General features: G+C 45.7%; 18 protein-coding genes and 2 pseudogenes. 9 read left to right on the top strand and 11 right to left on the bottom strand.

Annotated features, from left to right (window positions below):
• Nucleotides 1–131 precede the first annotated feature (131 nt).
• From ACNPNW_RS08865 to yihA, 5 genes and pseudogenes are all read left to right on the top strand, one after another.
• Nucleotides 132–1,334: a PLP-dependent transferase gene (locus ACNPNW_RS08865; protein WP_071850875.1), complete on the top strand. Its 1,203-nt coding sequence runs from the start codon at nt 132–134 to the stop codon at nt 1,332–1,334.
• An 18-nt stretch (nt 1,335–1,352) separates the two neighbouring features.
• Nucleotides 1,353–2,903, top strand: a complete 1,551-nt coding sequence (locus ACNPNW_RS08860) for a helicase HerA-like domain-containing protein (RefSeq protein WP_005249894.1) — start codon at nt 1,353–1,355, stop codon at nt 2,901–2,903.
• A 152-nt stretch (nt 2,904–3,055) separates the two neighbouring features.
• Nucleotides 3,056–3,817 (top strand): globin domain-containing protein, encoded by a 762-nt coding sequence (locus ACNPNW_RS08855; RefSeq protein WP_071850877.1) that lies wholly within the window; start codon nt 3,056–3,058, stop codon nt 3,815–3,817.
• Nucleotides 3,818–3,914: 97 nt separating this feature from the next.
• Nucleotides 3,915–4,355 carry an RrF2 family transcriptional regulator gene (locus ACNPNW_RS08850; RefSeq protein WP_071850878.1) on the top strand — a complete coding sequence of 147 codons (441 nt, stop codon included), beginning with the start codon at nt 3,915–3,917 and terminating at the stop codon, nt 4,353–4,355.
• A gap of 105 nt (nt 4,356–4,460) precedes the next feature.
• Nucleotides 4,461–5,237 (top strand): annotated as a pseudogene (gene yihA / locus ACNPNW_RS08845) (ribosome biogenesis GTP-binding protein YihA/YsxC); the annotation flags it as partial.
• 276 nt (nt 5,238–5,513) lie between these two features.
• Here the strand turns inward: yihA and ACNPNW_RS08840 are convergent.
• Nucleotides 5,514–6,761: a dicarboxylate/amino acid:cation symporter gene (locus ACNPNW_RS08840; RefSeq protein WP_071850882.1), complete on the bottom strand. Its 1,248-nt coding sequence runs from the start codon at nt 6,759–6,761 to the stop codon at nt 5,514–5,516.
• A gap of 174 nt (nt 6,762–6,935) precedes the next feature.
• Nucleotides 6,936–7,808 (bottom strand): acyl-CoA thioesterase, encoded by an 873-nt coding sequence (locus tag ACNPNW_RS08835; protein WP_448766900.1) that lies wholly within the window; start codon nt 7,806–7,808, stop codon nt 6,936–6,938.
• 284 nt (nt 7,809–8,092) lie between these two features.
• On the opposite strand from ACNPNW_RS08835, the gene plsB reads away from it, so the two are divergent.
• Entirely contained in the window at nt 8,093–10,660 is a 2,568-nt protein-coding gene (gene plsB / locus ACNPNW_RS08830; protein ID WP_448766899.1) for a glycerol-3-phosphate 1-O-acyltransferase PlsB, read from the top strand.
• A 190-nt stretch (nt 10,661–10,850) separates the two neighbouring features.
• Here the strand turns inward: plsB and ACNPNW_RS08825 are convergent, their stop codons facing one another.
• On the bottom strand, nt 10,851–11,654 hold the full coding sequence (locus ACNPNW_RS08825; protein WP_448766898.1) for an NAD(P)H-binding protein: 804 nt from the start codon (nt 11,652–11,654) through the stop codon (nt 10,851–10,853).
• A gap of 33 nt (nt 11,655–11,687) precedes the next feature.
• Between ACNPNW_RS08825 and recG the strand changes: the two genes are divergently transcribed.
• Nucleotides 11,688–13,733 carry an ATP-dependent DNA helicase RecG gene (gene recG / locus ACNPNW_RS08820; RefSeq protein ID WP_448766897.1) on the top strand — a complete coding sequence of 682 codons (2,046 nt, stop codon included), beginning with the start codon at nt 11,688–11,690 and terminating at the stop codon, nt 13,731–13,733.
• The gene (locus tag ACNPNW_RS08815; RefSeq protein ID WP_448766896.1) at nt 13,720–14,355 is read left to right on the top strand and encodes a ComF family protein; all 636 of its coding nucleotides are present in this window, start codon (nt 13,720–13,722) and stop codon (nt 14,353–14,355) included. Before recG ends, ACNPNW_RS08815 begins: the two co-directional genes overlap by 14 nt.
• Before the next feature lie 4 nt (nt 14,356–14,359).
• Here the strand turns inward: ACNPNW_RS08815 and ACNPNW_RS08810 are convergent, their stop codons facing one another.
• Nucleotides 14,360–14,761: an NUDIX hydrolase gene (locus ACNPNW_RS08810; protein WP_448766895.1), complete on the bottom strand. Its 402-nt coding sequence runs from the start codon at nt 14,759–14,761 to the stop codon at nt 14,360–14,362.
• Between the two features lie 30 nt (nt 14,762–14,791).
• Complete coding sequence (locus ACNPNW_RS08805) at nt 14,792–15,382, bottom strand: LOG family protein (protein WP_448766915.1); 591 nt, start codon at nt 15,380–15,382, stop codon at nt 14,792–14,794.
• A 152-nt stretch (nt 15,383–15,534) separates the two neighbouring features.
• Between ACNPNW_RS08805 and ACNPNW_RS08800 the strand changes: the two genes are divergently transcribed.
• A complete protein-coding gene (locus ACNPNW_RS08800; RefSeq protein ID WP_448766894.1) occupies nt 15,535–16,548 on the top strand; it encodes a CorA family divalent cation transporter in 1,014 nt (337 codons plus the stop codon).
• Between the two features lie 106 nt (nt 16,549–16,654).
• Here ACNPNW_RS08800 and ACNPNW_RS08795 read toward each other — a convergent pair whose 3' ends face one another.
• From ACNPNW_RS08795 to ACNPNW_RS08770, 6 genes and pseudogenes are all read right to left on the bottom strand, one after another.
• Nucleotides 16,655–16,945 (bottom strand): STAS domain-containing protein, encoded by a 291-nt coding sequence (locus ACNPNW_RS08795; protein ID WP_004281528.1) that lies wholly within the window; start codon nt 16,943–16,945, stop codon nt 16,655–16,657.
• A gap of 15 nt (nt 16,946–16,960) precedes the next feature.
• Complete coding sequence (locus ACNPNW_RS08790) at nt 16,961–17,599, bottom strand: MlaC/ttg2D family ABC transporter substrate-binding protein (protein WP_448766893.1); 639 nt, start codon at nt 17,597–17,599, stop codon at nt 16,961–16,963.
• An 18-nt stretch (nt 17,600–17,617) separates the two neighbouring features.
• On the bottom strand, nt 17,618–18,295 hold the full coding sequence (gene mlaD / locus ACNPNW_RS08785) for an outer membrane lipid asymmetry maintenance protein MlaD (RefSeq protein ID WP_064094540.1): 678 nt from the start codon (nt 18,293–18,295) through the stop codon (nt 17,618–17,620).
• Complete coding sequence (mlaE, locus tag ACNPNW_RS08780; RefSeq protein WP_005248230.1) at nt 18,295–19,074, bottom strand: lipid asymmetry maintenance ABC transporter permease subunit MlaE; 780 nt, start codon at nt 19,072–19,074, stop codon at nt 18,295–18,297. Before mlaE ends, mlaD begins: the two co-directional genes overlap by 1 nt.
• Nucleotides 19,071–19,892, bottom strand: coding sequence for an ABC transporter ATP-binding protein (locus ACNPNW_RS08775; RefSeq protein ID WP_064094541.1), 822 nt, complete (start codon nt 19,890–19,892; stop codon nt 19,071–19,073). Before ACNPNW_RS08775 ends, mlaE begins: the two co-directional genes overlap by 4 nt.
• Before the next feature lie 404 nt (nt 19,893–20,296).
• Nucleotides 20,297–20,580: pseudogene (locus tag ACNPNW_RS08770) on the bottom strand (DEAD/DEAH box helicase); the annotation flags it as partial.

Here is a 20,580-nt window from a genome sequence, read left to right as displayed (position 1 = left end):
TTAGGTTTTGCAAAAATGAAGCCAACTTTTTATAAGACTTGTTGTTTTTAAACAATTCACAACGTAACTGGCAGTGAGTCACAGATTCTCTTAAGCTAGAGTAATATTTGATTACATTTGAGCGCATTCACGTGAAACAAGACCCTCAAACTCGCCTGATTCATGCACCACGAAAGGCTCCTCAAGCGATTTCCACCATTCAGCCTCCCCTCTATCGTGCATCGACGATTATCTTTAACAATACCGATGCCCTGTTTAATCGCCATTGGACCGATGACTATGACTATAGTTATGGCACGCATGGCACGCCTACGACCTTTACGCTGGGCGATAACATCGCACAGCTCGAAGGTGGTTTATATCACCTGCTCGCACCGAGTGGTTTATCCGCGATTAATCTCGTGAATTCTTGCTTTTTAAGCCAAGGAGATGAGGTTTGGGTGGCTGACAATATCTATGGTCCAAACATGGAACATTTACGCAATCTGGAAAAGCGTTATGGAATTACGGTTAAGGTCTACAATCCCATAGAGCTTGATACATTTCAGCCTACAGATAAAGCCAAACTGATCTGGCTCGAGGCTGCTGGCTCAGTCACCTTGGAATTTCCGGATCTGGCTGGTTTAGTGAAAAAAGCTCAGGCACACAATATTCTTACTGCGCTGGATAATACCTGGGGCGCAGGTCTGGCTTTTGATGCCTTTGATTTTAGTGAAGAGCATTTAAGTGTAGATATGACGGTACATGCACTGACCAAATATCCAAGCGGCGGGGGTGATATTCTGATGGGCTCGGTGGTTACGCGAGATAAGGCCCTGCATCACAAACTGTTCCGCGCACATGCCATTCAGGGCATTAGTGTTTCTGGTGATGATGTGGCACAGATACAACGCAGTCTGGCTTCGATGCAACTTCGCTATGAACATCAGTCGAAAAGTGCACTGGCATTAATGACATGGCTTCAACAGCAAGCCGAGTTTGTACAGGTGCTGCATCCTGCTGACCCGGACAGCGCAGGCCATCAGTACTGGAAAGAAATTTGCAAGCAAGGTGATAGTGCCGGCCTGGTCAGCGTGATCTTTGACAGCACATACGTAATGCAGGATATCCGGAATTTCTGTGATAGCTTAAAACTGTTTAAGCTTGGCTTTAGTTGGGGTGGCCCTGTCAGTCTGGTCATGCTATATAACTTAAAAGACATGCGTGTGCTGGAACATTCACACTTAAAAGACGGCTTGCTGGTTCGTTTCTGTATTGGACTGGAATATCCGGAAGATTTGATTCAAGATATTCAGCATGCACTAGAACAAATGAAAAAACTTAAAAACGAATAATAAATAACAGGAAAAGCTATGGGTAGACCAATTGTTATTGCTAAAAAAACTGCGGATACCACACAGGATATTGTGCTGCATTCCCAACTTGCCAATCGACATGGCTTGATTGCAGGTGCCACTGGTACCGGAAAGACTGTGACTTTAAAAGTATTGGCGGAGAGCTTTTCTCGAATTGGTGTACCTGTATTCCTCGCCGATGCCAAAGGCGATGTGTCCAGCCTGGCCAAAGCAGGTGAAAGCAGCCCCAAGTTTGATGAACGGATTAAAAGTCTCAATATCGAGTCCATTCCTTTTGCAGCCTCACCAGTGGTGTTTTGGGATTTATTTGGCGAACAGGGTCATCCGATTCGCACTACCATTTCTGAAATTGGCCCGCTGCTGCTGGCGCAAATACTGAATCTGAATGACACCCAGGAAGGCGTTTTATCTGCCGTGTTTCGGATTGCCGATGATCAGGGTTTATTGCTGATCGACTTTAAAGATCTGAAAGCGATGCTGAGTTATGTCTCTGAGCATGCGGCTGACTTTAAAGCTGAATATGGCAATCTTTCACCCGCCAGTCTCGGTGCGATTCAACGTAATTTGTTAGCACTGGCTGACCAAGGCGGTGACCAGTTTTTTGGCGAGCCGGCGCTGGATCTGATGGACTTTTTGCAGACGGATAGTCAAGGACGTGGCAATATCAATTTGTTGGCGGCTGACAAGCTGATGAATACGCCTAAGCTATATGCCACGTTCTTACTCTGGATGCTCTCCGAGCTGTTTGAACAGCTTCCCGAAGTCGGCGATCTGGACAAACCTAAACTGGTGTTTTTCTTTGATGAAGCCCATCTCTTATTTGATAATGCCAGCCCTGCCCTGCAAGAAAAAATTGAGCAGGTGGTGCGTCTAATTCGCTCGAAAGGTGTAGGGATTTATTTTGTCACGCAAAATCCGTTGGACTTACCTGAAAGTGTCTTAGGCCAGCTCGGCAATCGGGTTCAACATGCTTTGCGGGCTTTCACTCCCAAAGATCAAAAAGCAGTGAAAACCGCAGCAGAGACTTTCCGAGCCAATCCTGAATTTAAAGTCGATCAGGTGATTACCGAACTTGCTGTCGGTGAAGCCCTAATTAGCTGCCTGGATGAAAAAGGCATTCCGCAAATAGTAGAGCGTGGCTGGGTCATGCCGCCGCATTCATCCTTTACACCGATCTCGCTTGAAGAACGCAAGGCTCTCATGCAGCAAAGTATTGTCGCCGGTATTTATGAGCAGCCAGTCGATCGGGATAGCGCCCATGAAATGCTGCAAAACAAGGTCGCAGAACGCCAGCAACAGGCTCAGGCCGCCGAACTTGCCAAACAGCAAAGCAAGGAACAGGAAGCTCTTGCCAAGCAGCAAATTAAAGAACAGGAACGTCTGGCACGAGAACAGCAAAAAGAAGCTGAACGCGCAGCCAAGCAACGAGAAAAACTGACTCAGGATATTGTCGGCACCTTTGCCAAAAGTGCTGCCCGCAGCCTGGGCGGGAGTACTGGGCAGAAAATTGTGCGCGGCTTACTGGGTTCGCTGTTTGGCCGCAAATAATCACCCTCCTTTTCCGATCATCATCACACTTTTTATGGGATATTCTTATATCCCATAATTTTTTATGGTTTTATGACTATGCACTATTGTAAAGCCATTTTAAAAGATGTAAATTAAATGCATCTTTTAAAAAACATCTGTAGACGGCTCTCATGACTCCACAACATATCGAACTTGTACAAGCGACTGTTCCTGTTTTACGTGAAAACGGCGTAGCACTTACCACGTATTTCTATAACCGCATGCTGAACAACCATCCAGAGTTAAAAAACACCTTCAACATGGATCATCAAAGTACTGGCCGTCAACCACGTGCCTTGGCTGCCGCAGTACTTGCCTATGCTGAAAACATTACCAATCCGGGCGTTTTGGCCAAAGCCATCGAACGTATTACCACTAAACATGTCAGCCTGGATATTCAGCCGGATCAATATGCGATTGTCGGTGACAACCTGTTGCACTCGATCAGCGAAGTTTTAGATGTACCCATGGACTCAGACCTGATCGCAGCCTGGAAAGAAGCGTATATGCAACTGGCAGATATTTTGATTGGTGTGGAAAAATCTAAATATGCCACTCTAGCTTCTGAAAATGGTGGCTGGGCGGGCTGGCGCGAATTTGAAGTGGCAGCAGTCAATGATACCGATGCAGGTAAAATCTTTACGCTTAAAGCTAAAGATGGTGCTGCGATTGCAAGTGCTGAAGCGGGTGAACATATTTCAGTACGTGTACAGGTGCCTGAACAGCACATTCGTCAACCACAACAGTTTAGCTTTGACCAGGCTCAAAACGAGCAATATCAAATTACTGTGAAAGCGGAAGAAAATCCAACCGCATTCTCGGTTGCACAGACCCTGATCAACCACTACAAAGTTGGTGATGTGGTCGAAGTGTCTGCCCCGCTCAAGCTTTAATTGCAAAAACGGTTTAGACTAGCATCAGATTCTGATTAAAAGCTCCATTCGTGGAGCTTTTAGCATTCAATTCTTTCATTTTCTAGCTGTTGATCTTATGCAACTCAATAAATTCACTGACTATGCGCTTCGGATCCTGATGTATGTCGCACAGCCACGTGATCTCCCTTATACCATTGCAGAGCTTGCCGAGCGCTTGCAGGTTTCACAAAATCATGCCATGAAAATCGTGCACTTTATGGCGAAACAGGATTGGCTGATCACCACACGTGGCAAAGGTGGCGGCATACGTTTAAATCCGGCAAGCCTGAACCTTCAACTGGGACAGATTGTGCGGATCCTGCAACGCGACAGCAATGTAGTGGAATGCAATAGCCCACCCTGCGTGTTACGTCCGATTTGTGGTTTAAAAAGTATTTTAGATGATGCGGTTGAACAGTTTTATAGCAGTCTGGACCAATATGTGCTTAAAGATGTGATTAGGCCACGAAATGCGCGTTTCAGTAGAAATTCTCCGATCGGCCTAGTTAATCTTTAAAGTCTTGCGGGTCAGGTCTTGTGACTTATTCTTGCGGCAAAGTTCGCTTGCCTGTGCGACTTCCTTTATAATGTTTCATTGTAGATCATTTATTGAAGTTGAGTTATGCACCACAGCAGAGGAAAATCCAAAAACAGTAAGACAGCCCATGCGCCTAAGCAAAAGATCAGCTATGAGAAAAAAGTTGATTCTGCCATTACTGAATATTCTGTGCGCGCACTCAACTGGCTACGCAAAGCCGAATTTTTAATGAGTGCACCCAAACTCAGTCTTTGTGTAGAAGATACAGGCTATGAAATTGCTTTTGCCGGCCGCTCGAATGCAGGTAAGTCTAGTGCGATTAATGCCCTGACTAACCAGAAACAGCTGGCACGTGCATCGAAAAAACCTGGCCGCACCCAGATGATCAACTTTTTCAGTCTGGGTAATCCGGATCAGCGTCTGGTCGACTTACCCGGTTATGGTTATGCGGCTGTGCCTGAAAAAATGAAACTGGTCTGGCAAAAAGAACTGGAAAACTACCTGATTCATCGCCAGAGCTTACAAGGCCTGGTATTGTTGATGGATATCCGTCATCCCCTGCAACACTTCGATGTGATGATGCTGGAATGGGCTTATTCCCGCCAGTTGTTCGTGCATGTCTTGTTAACCAAGTCAGATAAACTAAACCGTGGTCCTGCATCCAAAGCCTTGCAGGAAGTCAAAGCGGCATTGAAAAAGATGAAGCTGGATTTCTCGATTCAACTGTTTTCCTCCATGAACAAACAAGGTTTAGAAGAACTGGCCAGTGTCATGGGTGGTCGTTTGAACTTTACCTTAGATCAAGCGTCTGAATATGATCTGGACAGTATTCCTGAAGCATCAGCGCATGATTTGAATGAATCCGATGAACCGCTTGGAGAACTCGAGCTTAGTGAAACTGATTCAGAGCATATTACTGAAGTATCGATGCATGCTTTAAATGAAGCTGAAGAACCACTGAAATTGCTTGAGCAGGATCAATCCGAGCTTAAAGCGGCAGATGAGCTAAATCAGAATAAGCGTTCAGCGGATTAAGATCCATATCACCGCAATGGTCTGGGATTGTTCTTGATTTATTAAAACTTACCTTATAAAAAAAGCAGACCAATGGCCTGCTTTTTTTATTTTTTAAATGTTTTAGCTATCTGTAGCTTGAAGATCGGGTTCACGTGTATGCCGATCTACCACCACACTGATCATCATATCTCCCTGAACATTCACGACTGTGCGTACGGTATCCAGTAAACGGTCGATCGGTAAAAGAATGGCAATCGCCTCGGCAGGCAAACCGACCGATTGCAAGACCATAATCATGGTCACCATACCGGCACTCGGAATTCCCGGTGCACCCAAGGATGCAATCATCGCCGTCGCACAGACCACCAGCTGCTGCCCCAGACTGAGATCCAGCCCCATTAAATTGGCAATAAATAGAGCTGCAGCTGCTTCATACAGCGCCGTACCATCCATATTTAACTGTGTACCGAGTGGAATTACAAAGCCTGCAGTATGTGGACGCACACCTAAATTTTCCTGCGCGCATTTCATCGACAAGGGCATGGTGGCCGAACTGGAACTGGTGGCAAAGGCAGTAATCAAGGCAGCACGTGTGCCTTTAAAGAACGTGACCGGATCCATCTTGCCGAAAATCCACAGCAATAAAGGCAAAACCACGATGCCATGAAAAATCGTCGTACCGGTGACTACCGCAGCGAATTCAGCCAGACGACTGAGAACTGAAACATCTTCAGTGGCAATTAATTTAGCCAATAAGGCAAAAATACCGAGCGGTGCCAGTTTCATCACCCAGCCAATCATCAACATCATGATTTCAAAAAACTGGTGACTCAGCTTGCGCACAGTACGGAATTTATCTCCACCTGCGACTAGTGCTACACCAACAAATAGCGCAAAGACTACCACCGCCAAGACATTGCCATCGGCAAAGGCTTTAAACGGATTGATCAGGGTATTTTGAATAAAGTTGGTAAAGAAAGAAGATGGCGTGAGCGTATCCGGTGTTTGATGTTGTGCCATGGCATCCTGGAACATCAGTACATCGACGCCTTTGCCCACATCAAACAGATGCGCACACGCCAGACCTAAAATGAGCGCCAAGGTGGTGGTGGTCACACAACACATCAGGGTAATTTTCCAGGTACGGCTCAGTTGCCCACCCGCCTGCAGATTGGATACACCGACCACGATTGAGCTAAAAATCAGCGGCACTAACAGCATTTTTAACAAGCCAATAAAAATACTGCTGACAATACCGATGCCATATAAGCTGATATCAAAAAATGAGGTCTGCGGAAATATCGTCAATAGAAATCCAAACAGCACCCCCAATACGGCGGCAATTAGAATTTGCGTATTTAAGCTCATCTTTTCATGCATTTTTAATATTGATCTTAAGCCGCACTATGCCATGCGAATTCTACAGAATCGAGTAATATTTTATAAACGCGGCGTGAGGACATGATATCAAATGGCCATTTTCATCCGGCTTAAAAACAAAAAGCCGAATCAGGGATTCGACTTTTTGAGCAGGAAGAAAAATTACTGTGTTTCGATTTCACGTAAACGGATCAAGCCTTCCTGAGAGGTACTGCAGACCAGCTCACCGTTCTGCCACATCCGGCCAAAATTCAGGCCACGCGAACTGGCGCTTTGGGTGGCATCCATATCGTAAAGCATCCACTCATCCGCACGGAACGGTTTATGGAAGTACATGGCATGGTCAATACTGGCACATTGTAAACTTGGCGAGATATAGCTCAGACCATGTGGACGAAGCGCCGTGGTCATCAAGGTAAAGTCGGAATAGAAAGCAGCAATGGCCTGATGCAAAGAGATCTGATCAACTTCTGCAGCAATACGGTCATGCGTACGGATATAGTGCGCATAAGACGGTGCTTCAGGTTGAGGCTGGAATGGATTTTGCGGATTGACCGGGCGAATTTCCACATGACGATCACGGGTGAAGGACGCACGGACATTTTCCGGAATAAACTCAATCATTTGTTTGATCAGTTCTGCTTCATTTTTCAGGCTTTCTGCTGGCGGATATTCCGGCTCTGAAATCTGGTAATTGAGACCTTCTTCCTGATACGCAAAAGACACCATACACATAAAAATAGTGCGACCATGCTGAATCGCACGTACTTGACGGCTGACAAAGCTCTTGCCGTCACGGATACGATCCACTTCATAAATAATCGGTGCGTTGACATCTCCGCCAAACAGAAAATAGGCATGTAACGAGTGTGCCGGACGGTCTGTGGTATAAGACGCAGCGCGGAGTGCCTGCCCTAAAACCTGCCCACCAAACACGCGCTTGCCCACCAGATTACGGCTGATTCCCCGAAAAATGTTTTCTTCTAACTTTTCCAAGCTGAGCAGCTCGACCAGTTCCTGTGTTAAGGCATTCATAAGCAACCTACGTAATATTGGAGATATCCCAAAATGGAAAAACAGATCTAAATAATTAATCTGGAATATTCTGCCACAAAATCAGACCGAAACTCTAAAGATTGCATGACTGTTCTGTCATACTGATGTCATAAGTGACTAGGAAAAGCATCTGCTTTCACGCTAAAATTAGCGCACTTCTGTTGAAGTTGTTAAAAAAAGATATATGGTTTCGCTTTGGAAACCCGCAAAAATAAATCCCCTCAGAAGTCCTGTGGTTTTGGTCAGTAAAATTAGGAGCAGCTATGTCCAAGAATGGCTTTGGTCAAATGTATCGCAAGCTTTCAAGTAAGCTACTTGATCTTGTGGTTACCCCTCATGTTCTTGGGGAAGTACCAAGTGAAGTGACAGCACCTGAACCTGATCAGACCGCGGCAGAATCGCGAAAGCTGGTCTGTTACGTTTTACAGAACCATTCGCGTAGTAATGCGTTGGTCGTCGATGCAGAAACCCGCCGTTTAAAGTTGCCAGCTGCGCTCGATCCAATGCAACTGGGCAATAGTAAGGAAAAAGCTTCGCTGCTGTTTTTACAGCATCATGATGAAAATAACCTGCTCAGCTCACCACCGCATGCTTTCCCGCCGCGCCTGTTACGCCTGATTGAAATCCTGGAACAGCATCCTGAACTGGATGTCGAACTGGTACCGGTAACAGTACTTTGGGGACGTGAGCCTGAAAAAGAAGATTCTTGGTTTAAGCTGTTGTTTACCGATACCTGGTCTACACCGAGCCGGGTCAAGCAACTGGTCAATATCGGCCTGCATGGTCGCCAGTCTTATTTAGAATTCCATGAACCGCAGTCTTTACGCGCATTGATTAACTTTGCCAAAGAGACGCATCCAAATTCAGCGCCAGCAACTTATATTGTCAGCACTTTAAATGATTACCTGGATGGTCAGCGTGAAGTCATTCTCGGGCCGGATCTGTCCGACCGCCGTAATGTGATGCATGGTCTGATCAAGTCACCAGATGTACAGGCGGCGATTCGCAATGACAGTATTCGCAGTAAAACCTCGATGCTGGAATCCGAACGTCGTGCCATCGGTTATCTGAACGAAATCGTTTCCGACTATTCTCATTCTACCGTACGTTTTGCCGACAAAGCACTGACCCGCTTATGGACCCAGCTTTATGACGGCGTGGAAGTCCATAATTTCAGTACCGTGCGTGAACTGGCCAAGGATTATGAAATTGTCTATACCCCCTGTCACCGCAGTCATATTGACTATCTGTTATTGTCATATGTGATCTATCGCCGTGGTTTGATGGTGCCGTATATCGCAGCGGGCGACAACCTGAATATGCCTTTTGTCGGCCAGATTTTACGCGGTGGTGGCGCTTTCTTTATTCGCCGTACCTTCCGCGGCAACGCGCTCTATACCACGGTCTTTAAAGAATATCTGTATAGCGTCCTGTCACGTAATACCCCGCTGGAATACTTTATTGAAGGTGGCCGTTCACGTACCGGTCGTTTGCTACCGCCAAAAACCGGGATGCTGGCAATGACCGTGCATGGTCATTTACGTGGCAAGTCCAAACCGATTGTGTTTGTACCGACCTATATCGGCTATGAACGCCTAATGGAAGGTGGTACCTATGTCGGTGAGATGAGTGGTAAGCCAAAAGAAGCCGAGTCTATTTTTGGTATTTTGAAAACCCTGCGCAAGATTGAACGCATTTTTGGCAAGGTGCACCTGAACTTCGGTAAACCGGTATTTCTGGATGATATCCTGAAACAGCATGGTGCAGAAAATATCAAGATCGAAAAGAACGATGATCCGGTTCCACAAGCGGTTTCTGACGCGGTGAATAGCTCTGCACAGGCTATTCTGGAAAATATTAACAGTGCAGTCGTGATCAATCCGGTATCGTTATTATCTTTAATCTTGCTGGCCACGCCAAAACATACGCTGGATGAAGAAATCTGTATCAAGCAGTTGGATACCTATCGCACCTTGCTCACCGCCCTGCCTTATGATGAACGCATGCAGGTCACGCCGCTGTCAGGCAAAGAAATAATTGCCTATGCGATGAAGCTGAAACTGATCAAGCGGGTGAAGCATGTACTGGGCGATATTATTGCGATTGTAGATAATCAGGCGGTTCTGCTGACCTATTTCCGTAATAATATTGTGCATACTTTTATATTGCCATCCCTGATTGCAGCCTTGACTGAACATAACGGCACCATCCGCCGTCATGATGTGGTCAATATCAGCAGCACCCTGTATCCGTTCCTCAAAGCTGAGCTATTTTTAAAATGGCATGAAGATGAGATTCAGGATCAGGTCAATGCCCATATTGATAACCTGATTTCTGCCAAACTGATCACGCAAGATGGTGAAAACCTCATTGCACCTGCACCAAATACAGAAGCGCATCATCAGCTTGAAGTTCTAGCTGCACCAGTAACCCAAAGTCTGGAACGTTACTACATGACTTTGGCACTGATTACCCAGCGTGGTTCTGGCAATATTTCGACCCGTCAGGTCGAAGAGCTGAGTTATCTGGTGGGACAGCGCCTGTCTGTGCTATATGAGTTCAACTCACCTGAGTTCTTCGACAAAGCCCTTTTCCAGAGCTTTATTAAAGTCTTAACCCAAAAAGGTTATCTGTGTACCAATGAAGACAATGCGATTGTCTTTGATGAGCAGCTAACCAATGTGGCTCAATATGCAGATTTGGTACTGGATGAAGTGAAGCTACAAATGCTGCACCACATCACCGACTTTACGGATGAAGAACTGAAAGAAGCTTTGGATGCAGTTGCGGCTGAACAAGCCAAGAAACGCGCGAAGCGGAAGAAGAAGTAAGATTATTTAAGCCCCTAAGCTCCTTCTCCCTCCGCGGTGAAAAGCACTGCTTCGCAAGGGAGATGAGGAAAAATGTTCAAAAAATTCTCCACCTCTCCCTAGCCCTCTCCTAAAAGGAGAGGGAATTTAATCCTCCCTCTCCCCTTCGAGAAAAGGAGGAATGTTCCTCTTTTAAAAGAAGGGCTAAAGATTATTTTTCCATCAACTCCAAATAATCCTCATAACAATCTGGATGCTCTAACTCAAATCCCATTTTCTGCATTCGAGTCGCATAAAGTTTCTTACCTGTCACCTGCCCGCTCTCAACTTTAAGCAAAGGAATCCTCATCTGCTGTTGAAACCATTGCAATATTTCATACAATAATTTTGGATCATTGTTGGTCGCAATATAAGAATTTTCAGGATGTTCAACGTGAATCATCTGTGACAAGAAACGTGATAAATCTTCAATATGAATCCGGTTGGACCAGTGCAGATTCGGATAACTCATCATCGAGGCGGCCATTTTTTGTAAGCGTTCTACCGATGTTCCATAAATCCCACTCGGACGAATGATCGTACATTGCTCAGGATAAGCAGTGAAATAAGCCTGCTCCATCTGCTGCAAGATTTTGCCCTGAGCATCAATTGGGTGAATTTCTGTTTCGTCATCTACGATTCCACCGGAATTTTGCCCATACACTCGTGTCGATGAAACCACTACAATCCGTTTCACCGGATGCTGTTTTAAGGCAGCCACAATAGGTTGAACCGAATCCAGATAAGTCTGCTGATAACCTTCAACCGCGCTTTGTTTTGGACTAAGTAATACATAGACCCAGTCAATCGGTGTAACTGCTGTTAAATCCAGTTGATGCACATCCTGAATCAGATGAGTTGCGAATGAATCTGTTTTGGGACTCTGGCTAATTGTGCTAATTTGATGACCTTGCTCAAATAGTTGTTTAGCCACACGTCGGGATGTTTTACCATAACCGGTAAATAAAATATGCATTGAGCACCGAATCACAAATCTGGTTGAGGGGACATGGCTGCAGTCCATCAGTTACAAGGCGTTGGCAATGCCGCCGCTGCATTACTCGAAAAACTAAATATCTTCAATACTGATGATTTGCTTTTTCATCTACCACGTGACTATGAAGACCGTAGCACGATCATTCCCATGAATCAATTGAGCGTGGGACGCAGTTATCTGCTGGAAGGGATCGTTAAAGGTGTAGATTTTCCACCCGGTAAACGCAAATCCATGGCTGTGCTGCTGAATGATGATTTTGGCAAGGTTACTTTACGTTTTTATCATATCTATAAAGGTATTACTGACCGCTGCAAACTGGGTAACCGTTTAAGAATTTTTGGTGAAGTGCGGGTCGGTGCGCGCGGTCTGGAAATGTATCATCCCGAACTGCAAGTCATTACTGAGGACACACCTTTACCTCAAACCCAGCTCACGGCGATTTACCCTGCGACTGAAGGCCTGACCCAACCCAAAATACGGGATTATATTCAGCAGGCCTTGGCTCAATACAGCGACCATCTGCCTGAACTACTGCCAGCAAAATTTAGCAATGGTTATGCACTGAAACAGGCACTGGAATATATCCATCACCCGCCAGTCAATGCCAATATGCTGCAGCTGGCACAAGGCTCACATCCTGCACAGCAGCGTCTGATCTTTGAAGAACTGGTAGCGCATCAGATCAGTCTATTGACACGTCGGGCCTTCATCCAACAGGTCGAAGCGCCTTCATTTGCACCAAGTCAGACCTATGCCAAACGGTTACTGGCCAGCTTGGCTTTTGAAATGACCGGTGCACAAAAACGTGTATCCAGAGAAATTGCACAGGATTTAAGAACCAATAAACCGATGTTGCGTCTGGTGCAAGGCGATGTCGGTGCCGGCAAAACTTTGGTTGCTGCTATAGCGGCCTGCCATGCACTGGAAGAAGGCTGGCAAGCTGCATTGATGGCACCGACCGAGATTCTGGCCGAGCAGCATTATCTGAACTTTAAACGCTGGTTTGAGCCTTTGGGCTTAAATGTAGCCTGGCTTTCCGGCAAGCAGAAAGGTAAAGCTCGCGCAGCAGCAGAACAGCTGATTCGGGACGGAAGTGCCCATCTGGTCATCGGGACCCATGCCCTGTTTCAGGAAAATGTCGAGTTTGCCAAACTGGGTCTGGTGATTATTGATGAACAGCATCGCTTTGGTGTGGATCAGCGCCTTGCTCTCAGAAATAAAGGGCTAGATGGTATGTCACCGCATCAACTGGTGATGACCGCCACTCCGATTCCACGCACTCTGGCCATGTCGGCCTATGGTGATCTGGATACCTCGGTGATTGACGAGCTGCCACCAGGCCGTACCCCGATTCAGACCGTGACCATTCCATTAGACCGACGTGAAGAAGTCTTGCAACGGATTGCCAGCAACTGTGCTGAAGGTAAACAGGCATATTGGGTGTGTACACTGGTAGAACAGTCTGAAACCTTAGATGCCCAAGCTGCGGAAGCCACTTTCGCTGAAATTCGCGAGCGCTTTCCTGCGCTGAATATCGGACTGGTACATGGTAAGATGAAAGCCGATGAAAAACAGGCGGTGATGCAGCAGTTTAAAAATAATGAATTACAGCTGCTGATTGCCACTACCGTAATTGAAGTCGGCGTGGATGTTCCGAATGCCTCCATTATGGTCATTGAAAATGCCGAGCGTCTGGGTCTGTCTCAATTACATCAGCTACGCGGTCGAGTTGGTCGTGGTGCCAAAGCCAGCTTCTGTGCGCTACTGTATAAACATCCGCTGTCGCAAAATGGTCAGGAACGCTTAAGAATCATGCGCGAAACCAATGATGGTTTTATGATTGCCGAGAAAGACCTTGAATTGCGTGGCCCAGGTGAGCTGCTCGGGACCAAACAGACTGGCGACATGAATTTCCGTGTGGCCAAACTGGAACGTGATGATCACCTGCTCAATCAGGCACATTATGTGGCCCAGCAGATGCTCAAGGATTATCCTGATCAGGCCGAAGCATTATTGCAACGCTGGCTACCGGAAGCACCGCGCTATGCCTATGTTTAAATTACTGCAACATGGAAAATCCTGGCTGACCCGCTTGCAGCCCTGTCAGCTCTGTCTGACGGACCATCAGTCCATTCATTCAGTCTGTGAAGATTGCTGGCGACAATTACCCTGGGCACATCAAACCATTCAACGGCAGGAAATGCAGTTCCAGATTGCCTGCGACTATGCCTACCCGATGGATCGTTTGATTCAACTGTTTAAATATGAACAGAAACTGCATTTTCAAAATTTACTGGCAGGTGCGCTGTTAAGTTTAGACCTGCCTAAAGTCAGTGCGATAGTACCGATGCCGATCTCGAATGAGCGTCTGGCCGAGCGCGGTTATAATCAATCTCTGGTGCTGGCCAAACATGTGGCGAAACAACTGAATGTACCCATCTGGCAACCGATTACCCGACTAAAACAACACTCACAGAAAGGTCTAAGCCGACTGGAACGGATTGAAGATATCCAGTCGCAATTCCAGATCAACATCATTTCAAAGCTACGGTATCGTCGGGTGCTGATTATTGATGATGTCGTCACGACTGGCAGCTCGATTCGAGCACTGAGCCAAACACTTGAACAACTGGGCTGTCAAAAAGTTTATGCAGCCTGTCTGGCAGGTGCTCAAATCTGAAAATTTAAGCTTGGGCGAGTAACTGCGACTTCACCCAAGGAATCACAATTTCAGTGGTCAAGGGTGCGAGTCGTAGCTCTTTTTCATCCAGATCGACCCATTTCATTTCGGCAATTTCCGCTTCAATTTTTGGTGCTTGATCCAGACTTACCCAATAGACATAACTCACCAGTTGATGATCTGGTTCATTCGCCGTCTGGGTTTCAAAACGCCCAATGAATTGCTGAATCTCTGCCTTTGTACCAATTTCTTCCTGAATTTCACGCAACATCGTTGCTTCTGGTGCTTCATTTGGCTCCAGTTTGCCACCAACCTGCATAAAGCAGGACGTCCCTTTTTTGCGAACCACCAGCAGTTGCTGCGCTTCATTTAAAATAATGGCCGCAGCCACCGTAATCACGTTCATTTATTTTCTACAAATCATGCTGTGGACAATTTATTTTACAAGATCGGTCTGATCGACCATACCCCATTTCGCTTCAGGCGGCTGATAACTTTCAAACTGGCATAAAATATCATCCAGATTATCACTCACAATTAAAGCATCGCTAAAGCGCGCTTTGGTAAAACCTTTCTCAGTCGTCATATGGATAAATTTGAGTAAATCATCATAGAAACCATCTACATTTAAAAAAGCACAAGGCTTTTTATGAATTCCCAACTGTGCCCAGGTCCATTGTTCAAAAATTTCTTCCAGTGTTCCTGCACCACCCGGAATGGCAATAAATCCCTGTGCCAGTTCCGACATGCGGGTTTTACGTTCATGCATATTATCGACCACAAACAACTCGGTAATATGCGGATGCGCCAGTTCACGATTGACCAGCTGTCTTGGAATTACGCCAATCACCTTGCCACCAGCAGCCAAAGCACTATCAGCTATAATCCCCATTAAACCGGAGCGACCACCGCCATAGACCAGCGTCTGATGCCTTGCTGCCAAGGTCTGGCCAACCTTTTCGGCAATCTGGGCATAGAGAGGATCCGAGCCCAGTGCTGAACCACAAAAAATTGCGATAGAATTCATCATTTCACTCTCCAATTGACGCTATATTGTACGAAATCGCTGCAAGCGCGTTTTTTCCAAAAATAACTGCTTAATATCAGTGTTTTTATTCAATTCCTTGTCTAAAATACACCCATTCCAATTCACATACTGCGCCAGGGAGAAAAGACAGCATGCTTGAAGCCTTTTACGCCACAGAGCGCGGTAGCTTAGAAGATATCACGATTAATGGTGATTTCGACCTGCATCCAGATTTAGTATGGCTTGATCTGATTGCACCTTCACAAGAAGAGCAGCAATGGATTCTAGATGCCTATGCGCAAAACTTACCGACCTTAAAATCGCTGGAAGATATTTCCTCGAGTGCCCGATTTTACCGTGATGATGACGGTATTTTGCATATCAGCACCTATTTTTTAACCAAAAATAAAAACTATCAGGTCGAGAATGAAAACGAAGATGAATCCAGCATGCTGGCGACGGTACAAACCGTAGCATTCATTCTGCATAAGGACCGTCTGTTTACCTTGCGTGGCGAAAAGCTGGTGGCCTTTCGTGCCTTCCGTGCCCGTGCGCGCCGCAATGATTATGATATTGACTATAAAGATCCAACCTGGATTTTGCTGGGTTTGCTCGAGGCCAAACTGGATGAGTTGGCCGATATTCTGGAAGATGTGCATAAGGATCTGGAAAAATACTCAACTGAAGTGCTGAATAACCGGCATCGTGAACAGATCCTTGATCTGGATGACATGATTACCCGTCTGGCCCAACTGGAAGATATGCTCGGGAAAGCTCAGCTCTGTCTGATCGATTTACGCCGTGTTCTGACTTTCCTGTCTCGTCCACGCGCCTTAGGCAGTCATATTTATGATGCGGATATCCGAGAACTTAGTGAAGATGTCCGCTCGCTGGTTGAACATGATGCCTTCCTGTTTCAGAAAGTGCGCTTCCTGCTCGATACCACGTCCGGATTCATTAACACGGAACAGAACGATACGATTCGTCGATTCTCGATCTTGCCAAGTATGCTTGCGCCACCGATGCTGATCGCCAGTATTTATGGCATGAATATCGAAGTTCTGCCTTTTGCACAAGGCACCATGAGCTTCATTATGGTCAGTATCATTTTGATCGGCTTTTTGATTGGGCCATTGATTTACTTTAGATGGAAGAAGTGGATTTAAGCGAGCTTTAAAGCACTGCTTTTAAAGCGAAGTGCAAGAAACGCTCCTCATCTGATTCATGTTTATTTGAAAAGCAATAAAAAAGCACCTTTCGGTGCTTTTTTATTTACTGAATGATTTGTAAATCATCCTGTAAATGACAGGCCTGAATGATATTCATCATTTTAGCAGGGACAGCTTTAAACTGTAGTCCTTGCGCTTGAGGCGTCTGGCGCAACCAGCGCACCAATACTGCCAAAGCCAAAGTACTACCACTTTCAAGCCCAGCTAGATTAACCACAAGCGGAAACTTGCTCTGTGACTGAACCACACGCAGACCATTTAGGTAATAGTCCTGCGCATTGGCATAGTCAATCTTGCCTGAAACCTGCAATTCCTGATCCTTGAATACAATCACGGCTCACCTATCTGATTATTTCTTGTTCTTGTCGATTGCAGCTTCTGCATCCGGTTTGAAGTTAGCAATGGCTTTATCTATATTACCGCCATTACGTTTGACTGTCGCAGCAAACTGGTTACGGAATTGCAAACCTAGATCGATACCCGATACGTTGATGTTGCGGATTTTCCATTGTGAACCTTTGTCCACCAGCTGGAACGCCACTGGAATTTTCTCGCCTTTATTATTAAAGTCGATGGTTACAACAGGATTTTTGCTATTGCTGGCCTTGTACGGACGCACGCTATAGGTCTGATTGCTGAACTTGGAAAATGCAGAACCATAATTTTCAATGAGCGTTTCACGGAAATTCTTTTCAAACTGCGCGCGCTGTGCAGCAGTACTATACTGGTTCGTCGCATAAGTCCCCATCACAATACGCGTGAAAGACTGTGAATCAATGTATGGATCCAGATTTTGACGCACAATGGTTTTGACCAAGGCTGGATTACTCTGTAATTTGCTATGATCAGCCTGTAAACGTTTAACCAAATTATCCGCCACTTGTTTAATAAACTCAGGAGGCGTTTGGCTTGGAGCTGCAAACACTGTACCAGCAACCATGGTGGAAAGAATGCTTGCTGCAAGCGTTTGTTTTACTAAAGTCTTCACTGATATCTCCTCAATCTATTATTCAACGAATGCAGGTTCTGCATCGGTCGATCCTGAAACTGTCGCCTGTTCTGGGGCTGCTTCTTGACTATCCGAAGACTTACCGGCACCGCCAGTAATAAACTTCGTGACTAAATCTTCAATTTCCATGGTGCCTTGGGTATTAGCAATCTGATCACCGCGTTGCAAATAGTTCAGACCTCCACCTGGAATAATTTTCAGGTATTTTTCACCCAGCAATCCATTGGTTGCTACCATAATATAAGCATCTTCATCAATATTAGTGATGGATTTCATGTTAGCTAAGAGTTGTTTTTCCATGTCTTTTTGTTGTGCCGGAGTAGCCGCTGTATAGTCTGAACTATAACGCAACTCTTCCAGCGCATTTTGCTGAACCTGCTTTAGCTGTTCGGCATTAAACGAGGTCAACGAGCCATCCAGCGTCATATGTACGGTCGCCAGACGAGTGACAGGATCCAAGGTAATCTGGTCCACCTGTCCTACTTTTACACCACTTAATGCCACTTTGGCCCGTGGCTTGATCCCATTCACATTTTCAAAAGTTGCCGTCATTTCATAGCTGTCGGAAATATTGTTCCCAACCAGGCCACTGACTCGCATTGCCAGGAAAAATAAGGCAATACCAAACAAAATAACAAAAACACCAACGGCCAGCTCACTAGTACGTGATTTCATTAAACACCTCCGAACATGACCGCAGTCAACACAAAGTCAAAGCCTAAAACGCACAGTGAAGAATATACGACTGTACGGGTTGTAGAAGTTGCAATACCTTCCGAGGTCGGGACACAAGCATAACCTTGGTATACCGCAATCCAGGTACAAATTAATGCAAATACAAAACTTTTAATGATGGTGCCATTCAAGACATCTTTGTAGAATTGCACGCTGCTTTCCATGCCGCTCCAATACGCGCCTTCGTCGGCTCCCAGAAAGTCCACACCGACCATCTTACCGCCCATAATCCCGACTGCAGCAAAGATAACCGAAAGCATGGGCAAGCTGAAAATCCCTGCCCAAAGACGTGGCGAAATTACACGCTTTAATGGATCTACCCCAATCATTTCCATACTGGACAGTTGTTCAGTGGCTTTCATCAGGCCAATTTCTGCGGTCAAGGCTGAACCGGCACGTCCAGCAAACAGCAAAGCCGCAACTACTGGCGCCAGCTCACGCAGCAAAGTCAGTGCAACTGCTGTTCCCAGCATCGACTCACTGCCAAAGGTCGACAAGATGCTAAACATCTGCAAACCAAGAACGGCTCCAATAAACAGGCCAGACACCACAATAATCAGCAGGGACAACACCCCGACCCGGTACATCTGATAAACAAACAGTTTCACTCCAAGCCATGTCGGCATGGAAAATAAAATCTGCAACAGCATCAGGGTCGCGACCCCAATCCCCTGTACACGTTCAATAACGCGTCTACCTAATGCGGCAATTGCATTCATGAACGTACCTCATCACTTAAATAAGCCCGATGACTAAACTGATAATCCACCGGGCCTTCTACCGAACCGGTCAGGAATTGCTGTACAAAAGCAGACGGATGCGCCTTGAGTTCTGCCGGCGTACCTTCGCCCTGAATTTTGCCCTCTGCCACCACATAAATGTAGTCAGCAATGGATAGGGTTTCTGCGACATCATGCGAAACAATAATCGTGGTCAAGTCCAGTGCTTCACGCAAAGAGCGGATTAAACGGGTCAACACCCCCATCACAATCGGATCCTGCCCGGCAAAGGGTTCATCGTACATGATCAGCTCAGGATCCAGCGCGATTGCCCGGGCCAAAGCTACGCGTCGGTTCATACCGCCAGACAGTTCAGACGGCATCATCTGCTCTGCACCACGCAAACCAACTGATTCCAGTTTTAGTGCCACGATTTCTTTAATCAAATGCTCTGGCAGTTTGGTATGGGCACGAATTGGAAACGCGACATTTTCATACACACTCATATCGGTAAACAAAGCACCGCTCTGAAATAACATGCCCATACGTGCACGTGCTGAAAAAAGCTCGGAACGCGACATTGAGGCAATATCTTTGCCGTCCAACAAAACTTGGCCATGTTCCGGTGTCAGCTGTCCACCAATTAACCTTAATAAAGTGGTTTTACCGGTTCCGGATGGCCCCATGATGGCAGTAATCTGCCCACGACGAATATTCAAACTCACGTCGTCATAAATCACGCGCTCACCCCGCTTGAAGCTCAAATTCTTGACTTCAATCAGAGATTGACGAGTATCTCGCGCTGTTTGATTTTTCATAGCTGAGTTTATTCCTGCATTTTTTCAGCATGCATACTATAAAGGAACGACGTTCAAAATGTTAGCAGTTGAAAAAGATGGGTTAAATCATAATAAAATGACAATAATTGAATATTTCGGATTTTTTATAGAAAAAATATGTACTTAAGTTTAAGTCAAATAGCTTGCTTAATTAAAAAGACTGTATAAATAGTAGATAATATTACATAAAATCAAGGTCAATGCGATATATGGCATATACACCTCTATCAATTGAGATCGAACAGTTAAGCTTTTCATATCAATAATTATCATAACCCTGACTAAACATGAATTAGTAGACATTTTACGTTAAAAAGTAAAAAACTCAATGCATAAAAAAACCGGTATTTCTACCGGTTTTTTATCTTCATCTAGCGACTGAATTAGTCGTTAAATTTACGACGTGGACGATCTTCACCACCGAACGAACGTTCACCACGTGGCTTGTCATCAAAGTTGCGACGTACTGGACGATCACCGAAATCACGTTTTGGACGGTCATCACCGAATGAACGTGCTGGACGATCACCGAAACCACCTTCACGACGTGGAGCTGGACGATCACCAAAATCACGTTTTGGACGATCACCATAACCGCCTTCACGAGCTGGTTTGTAATCTACACGGTTACCACGATTGTCATCATTAGAGCGAGGACGGTCACCAA

The sequence above is a fragment of the Acinetobacter endophylla genome (assembly GCF_053543775.1).
This window is presented reverse-complemented; position numbering and strand designations above follow the sequence as displayed.

What these genes read in the sequence shown, in the direction of transcription:
- ACNPNW_RS08860 (WP_005249894.1), top strand. Translation starts at nt 1,353, where the DNA reads ATGGGTAGACCAATTGTTATTGCTAAAAAAACTGCGGATACCACACAG.
- ACNPNW_RS08855 (WP_071850877.1), top strand. Translation starts at nt 3,056, where the DNA reads ATGACTCCACAACATATCGAACTTGTACAAGCGACTGTTCCTGTTTTA.
- ACNPNW_RS08850 (WP_071850878.1), top strand. Translation starts at nt 3,915, where the DNA reads ATGCAACTCAATAAATTCACTGACTATGCGCTTCGGATCCTGATGTAT.
- ACNPNW_RS08840 (WP_071850882.1), bottom strand. Translation starts at nt 6,761, where the DNA reads ATGAGCTTAAATACGCAAATTCTAATTGCCGCCGTATTGGGGGTGCTG.
- ACNPNW_RS08835 (WP_448766900.1), bottom strand. Translation starts at nt 7,808, where the DNA reads ATGAATGCCTTAACACAGGAACTGGTCGAGCTGCTCAGCTTGGAAAAG.
- plsB (WP_448766899.1), top strand. Translation starts at nt 8,093, where the DNA reads ATGTCCAAGAATGGCTTTGGTCAAATGTATCGCAAGCTTTCAAGTAAG.
- ACNPNW_RS08825 (WP_448766898.1), bottom strand. Translation starts at nt 11,654, where the DNA reads ATGCATATTTTATTTACCGGTTATGGTAAAACATCCCGACGTGTGGCT.
- recG (WP_448766897.1), top strand. Translation starts at nt 11,688, where the DNA reads ATGGCTGCAGTCCATCAGTTACAAGGCGTTGGCAATGCCGCCGCTGCA.
- ACNPNW_RS08815 (WP_448766896.1), top strand. Translation starts at nt 13,720, where the DNA reads ATGCCTATGTTTAAATTACTGCAACATGGAAAATCCTGGCTGACCCGC.
- ACNPNW_RS08810 (WP_448766895.1), bottom strand. Translation starts at nt 14,761, where the DNA reads ATGAACGTGATTACGGTGGCTGCGGCCATTATTTTAAATGAAGCGCAG.
- ACNPNW_RS08805 (WP_448766915.1), bottom strand. Translation starts at nt 15,382, where the DNA reads ATGAATTCTATCGCAATTTTTTGTGGTTCAGCACTGGGCTCGGATCCT.
- ACNPNW_RS08800 (WP_448766894.1), top strand. Translation starts at nt 15,535, where the DNA reads ATGCTTGAAGCCTTTTACGCCACAGAGCGCGGTAGCTTAGAAGATATC.
- mlaD (WP_064094540.1), bottom strand. Translation starts at nt 18,295, where the DNA reads ATGAAATCACGTACTAGTGAGCTGGCCGTTGGTGTTTTTGTTATTTTG.
- mlaE (WP_005248230.1), bottom strand. Translation starts at nt 19,074, where the DNA reads ATGAATGCAATTGCCGCATTAGGTAGACGCGTTATTGAACGTGTACAG.
- ACNPNW_RS08775 (WP_064094541.1), bottom strand. Translation starts at nt 19,892, where the DNA reads ATGAAAAATCAAACAGCGCGAGATACTCGTCAATCTCTGATTGAAGTC.